Here is a 4,625-nt window from a genome sequence, read left to right on the forward strand (position 1 = left end):
GCCGAAAGCCCTGAACTGACGTTCAGGGCTTTTTGCTATGCGTAAAATAATGTCATGACTGTCTCTATTGTTTATAAAAATACCAATTTCGGGCGCATGTCCATACTCTCATAAGCATGCATAATGTTTTTGATGAGGTAAATTGTCAGCTCAATATATAATTGATAGCTCCAGATTATTATTTAAATAATAAAAATGTCTATTTATGAACATGTAGATAAGAGTTTTCCTGTTATATCAAAGATAAGTCTTAATTCTTCCGCGCATTCCTCGATAAATTTCACGTTAATTAAAACAAATATTAGCCAGGCGCCTCGAATCGAGTAGACTAGGCAACAGATTATTTCCGGATGAGTACTGAACGTTATGTCTACTGAAAGCGCGTCTTTAAAAAACCACAATACTTTTGCGCTCCCGGTCAACGCAGCGCACCTGATCATGGCCGATAGAATTGAGCTGATGCTCAAAGTTTGGCAACAAACGCGCAAGCGTCAGGAGCCGCTGCTGATTCTCGGTGAAGGTAGCAACGTGCTGTTCCTGGAAGATTTTGCGGGCACGGTGATGGTTAATCAGCTAAAGGGCATCGATGTTCGGGAAGATAATGGCGCCTGGTATCTCCACGTCAGTTCCGGTGAGAATTGGCACGATCTGGTGCAATATACGCTCCAGGCAGGCATCTGCGGGTTGGAGAACCTGGCCTTGATTCCCGGCTTAGCCGGCTCCGCCCCTATCCAGAACATCGGCGCCTACGGTGTCGAATTGAAAGATGTCTGTGAGTATGTCGATCTACTGGATTTCTCCACCGGCGCCATCGATCGCATTCCGGCAGCCGATTGTGGTTTCGGCTATCGGGAAAGCATTTTCAAACACCGTTTCCAAACCGGGTATGTCATTGTCGGGCTCGGTCTGCGTCTGAGCAAGCAATGGCAACCCAAACTGAGTTATGGCGATCTGACCAAGCTGGATCCCGCCACGGTGACACCGCTTCAGGTATTTGAATCCGTATGCGCGATGCGCCGCAGTAAGTTGCCAGACCCGCGTGAAACCGGCAACGCCGGCAGCTTTTTCAAGAATCCGCTGGTAAACGCGGGGAAAGCCGCTGAACTCATCGCGCAATACCCCGGCATGCCGCATTATCCGCAGCAGGGGGACCAGGTGAAGCTGGCTGCCGGTTGGTTGATCGATCAGTGCGAACTGAAGGGATATCGTATCGGTGGCGCAGCGGTACACCGCCAGCAGGCGCTGGTGCTGGTGAACCTCGACAATGCGCACAGTCAGGATGTGGTGGCGCTGGCGCGCCATGTACGCAAAACGGTGGCCGATAAATTTGGCGTGTGGCTGGAACCTGAGGTGCGCTTTATTGGCGCGACCGGTGAGCTGAATGCTGTGGCGGTGCTGTCATGAAAGATACCAAGGTCCCATTAAAGCTGATTGCACTGCTGGCCGACGGCGAGTTCCATTCCGGAGAACACCTCGGTGAGTCATTGGGCATGAGCCGTGCCGCAATCAATAAGCATATCCAGACCATTCGCGAGTGGGGACTGGATGTCTTTACCGTACCAGGCAAAGGCTACAGCCTTCCTGGCGCCATTCAGCTGCTGGAAGCCGAACGCATTCTCAGTCTGCTGGAAGACAAGCGCGTGAGCGTGTTGCCAGTCGTTGATTCCACCAACCAATATTTGTTGGATCGCATTGCCGAGTTGAACTCGGGTGATGCCTGCGTGGCTGAATATCAACAGGCGGGGCGAGGGCGTCGTGGGCGTCAGTGGATCTCGCCATTCGGTGCCAATTTGTATCTGTCGATGTTTTGGCGATTGGAACAAGGCCCGGCCGCAGCGATGGGGCTCAGCCTGGTGATCGGTATGGTGATGGCAGAAGTTCTGCAGCGTCTCGGTGCGGCAGATGTACGCGTGAAGTGGCCCAACGATCTTTACCTGAACGATCGTAAACTGGCGGGGATCCTGGTTGAATTGACGGGGAAAACCGGCGATGCGGCCCAACTGGTTATTGGCGCCGGCATCAATCTGGCGATGCGTGATACCAATGCCGGCGGAATAAATCAGGGATGGATCAACCTGCAAGAGGCCGGCATTAACATCGATCGTAATGAGTTGACCGCCACTCTGCTCAATGAACTGCGGCAGTCGTTAAAGCAGTTTGAGATAGATGGACTGGCGCCATTCATTGGCCGCTGGCGCGCGCTGGATAATTTTATCGATAGACCGGTCAAACTGCTGATCGGTGAGCGGCAGATTGTGGGTATCGCCCGGGGTATCGACTCACAAGGTGCGCTTTTGCTGGAGCAGGATGGGGAAATCAAACCCTTTATCGGCGGGGAAATATCGCTGCGCAGCGCGGAATAGTGAAGTAAAACAAGGGGGCGATAACGCCCCCTTGTTAGATCGGTTGGTTTATTTTCTTAAGCGCACGCTTTCAACGGCATGGTTGGCGCTTTTGGTCATAATCAGGCTCGCGCGTTCGCGGGTAGGCAGTATGTTCTGCTGTAAATTCAATCCGTTAATTTCATTCCATAATTGCGTGGCAATATTAATCGCTTCCGGCTCAGGCAATTTTGAATAGTTATGGAAATAAGAATCAGGATTGGAAAATGCGCCCTGACGGAATTTCAGGAAACGATTGATATACCAGCTTTGCAATAGCGTCTCCGGCGCATCGACATATATAGAGAAGTCGACAAAATCGGAAACGAATACGCGATGCGGATCGTGAGGATAATCCATACCGCTTTGCAATACGTTAAGCCCTTCCAGAATAAGAATGTCCGGCTGCTCGATGACTTTATTGCCTTCGGGGACTACGTCATAGATCAAATGGGAATAAACCGGGGCGGTGACGCGTTTGGCGCCGGATTTTACTTCCGACACAAACTTCACCAGGCTATGCATATCGTAGGACTGCGGGAAGCCTTTTTTCTTCATCAAACCGCGTTCGTTCAGCACCTTGTTAGGATGCAAGAAACCGTCGGTAGTGATCAGCTCAACGCTGCGGTGTTCCGGCCAGCGGCTCAGCAGGGCCTGCAACAGACGCGCGGTCGTGCTCTTGCCGACGGCTACGCTGCCGGCGATGCCGATGACATAAGGAATTTTTTGCCCGTCAGTGCCGAGGAATTGCTCCAGCACCGCCTGCCTACGCAGGTTGGAACTGATATAGAAGTTCAACAGTCGTGACAGCGGCAGATAAATCTGCGCAACTTCTTCCAACGAGAGATCTTCGTTAATCCCTTTCAGTTTAACGATCTCTTCTTCCGACAACGTCAGCGGCACCGAATCTCGCAACGCAGCCCACTGGGCACGATCGAACTGTAGGTAAGGCGTTGCTAAAGATTGATCTCTTTTTATCATAAGCCAAATTCTGCCTGTTAACGCAGGTTGGGAAAGGCGCCGGACGCCAACTCCAGAGAATAAACAAGCTGCATATTATAGACAGCTTCGTTTTTGGCGTAGACTTTTTTCGCAAAAGTTGTCGATAGGCAGCAGTTTATGTCAATTGTGCGAAGCGGCGCGCAGTTGATAAAGCGGGGTTGCAAGGCGGCATCATTGAGTCAGGATACCGCCTCGAGGCTAGCTGGCAATAGCGCGTGAAGAGGGGGTCACGATGAACAGACGTTTGTAATAAATGACGGTCGGGTGGTAATAGCCATCGGGCCCGGCTGCATAATCCGGTATTTCTCCCAGACAGCGATAGCCCAGGCCGCGGTAAAACGCCTCCGCCGCCGAGCCTGCCTGCGTATCCAGGTACAGGAGCCCGCGCCGCTGTTGCAATGCCGCTTGCTCCAGCGTCTTCATCAGCGCCTGGCCGACGCCGTTGCGACGAGCTCGGCTGTGAACCAGCAGCTTCACCACCTCCGCACGATTGCGGCCGCTCGGCTTCTGACAAAGTTCGAGTTGCACGGTGCCAACGACGCCGCGCTCGTCGCGTGCAATCCACAACAGCCGTTCACCCTTAGCCAGAGCAGGACGAAGACTGTGGAAGTAACTTTCGGCATCTTCATGGGGGATTAAGGTATCGTAGCCCACCGAAGCGCCGTGCGTGATGGCATCGGTCAACAGGTGGGCCAACTCGTCGCGGTAAATTGGGAGCGTAGCGGCGTTGACAGGCACTATTTTCATCGGTCATTCCTCCAGGATGGGGGTAATGAAGATAAGCAATAACTGCGCCAGAGCGGCGAAAGGCATGACGCCGGCGAAAGGGCGAGGAATAAATGTAGTCCATGCCGCACCACGGGGCAGCTATCTTCTTTTTGGTGCATCGATCCCGCTCACAGTTTACCGCTGTGGGTTAAGCGTTATGAGAAGCCCGACACGGAGAAAGGGGCGCTCAAGGCTTGCCAAAAGTGGATAAAATTGTAGAGAATGATTGCCGCGGGTGATGAATGTTTGCACGCTGCAGGCTGCGAATGGCATGACAGCATGCAAAATTGACTGATTTGTGAGCGAAAGTGCGCGTAAAGCAATTTTTTTGTTGCATAGGTCGCCCGCTCTACCTAGAATGCGCTGCACTTGATGCCGGCTTAGCTCAGTAGGTAGAGCAACTGACTTGTAATCAGTAGGTCACCAGTTCGATTCCGGTAGCCGGCACCATTCAAGTCACAAGTAGTTAAAATC

At 52.3% G+C, this 4,625-nt stretch carries 4 protein-coding genes and 1 tRNA gene; 3 read left to right on the top strand and 2 right to left on the bottom strand.

Features of this window, described 5'->3' with window-relative positions; all coding sequences use genetic code 11:
- Window positions 1–366: 366 nt before the first annotated feature.
- Both murB and birA read left to right on the top strand, forming a co-directional pair.
- Complete coding sequence (gene murB / locus AC6BYQ_RS27920; protein ID WP_198637391.1) at window positions 367–1,404, top strand: UDP-N-acetylmuramate dehydrogenase; 1,038 nt, start codon at window positions 367–369, stop codon at window positions 1,402–1,404.
- On the top strand, window positions 1,401–2,363 hold the full coding sequence (gene birA / locus AC6BYQ_RS27925; protein WP_019456481.1) for a bifunctional biotin--[acetyl-CoA-carboxylase] ligase/biotin operon repressor BirA: 963 nt from the start codon (window positions 1,401–1,403) through the stop codon (window positions 2,361–2,363). Before murB ends, birA begins: the two co-directional genes overlap by 4 nt.
- A 48-nt stretch (window positions 2,364–2,411) precedes the next feature.
- Here birA and coaA read toward each other — a convergent pair whose 3' ends face one another.
- Both coaA and AC6BYQ_RS27935 read right to left on the bottom strand, forming a co-directional pair.
- A complete protein-coding gene (coaA, locus tag AC6BYQ_RS27930; protein ID WP_025160419.1) occupies window positions 2,412–3,362 on the bottom strand; it encodes a type I pantothenate kinase in 951 nt (316 codons plus the stop codon).
- 219 nt (window positions 3,363–3,581) lie between these two features.
- Window positions 3,582–4,130, bottom strand: a complete 549-nt coding sequence (locus tag AC6BYQ_RS27935) for a GNAT family N-acetyltransferase (protein WP_498057875.1) — start codon at window positions 4,128–4,130, stop codon at window positions 3,582–3,584.
- A 395-nt stretch (window positions 4,131–4,525) separates the two neighbouring features.
- Between AC6BYQ_RS27935 and AC6BYQ_RS27940 the strand changes: the two genes are divergently transcribed.
- Window positions 4,526–4,601 (top strand) — tRNA-Thr (locus AC6BYQ_RS27940).
- Window positions 4,602–4,625: the final 24 nt, after the last annotated feature.

This window comes from Serratia sp. LTN-2 (assembly GCF_059740205.1).

Coding starts and splice junctions, on each gene's coding strand:
- murB (WP_198637391.1), top strand. CDS start 367: ATGTCTACTGAAAGCGCGTCTTTAAAAAACCACAATACTTTTGCGCTC.
- birA (WP_019456481.1), top strand. CDS start 1,401: ATGAAAGATACCAAGGTCCCATTAAAGCTGATTGCACTGCTGGCCGAC.
- coaA (WP_025160419.1), bottom strand. CDS start 3,362: ATGATAAAAAGAGATCAATCTTTAGCAACGCCTTACCTACAGTTCGAT.
- AC6BYQ_RS27935 (WP_498057875.1), bottom strand. CDS start 4,130: ATGAAAATAGTGCCTGTCAACGCCGCTACGCTCCCAATTTACCGCGAC.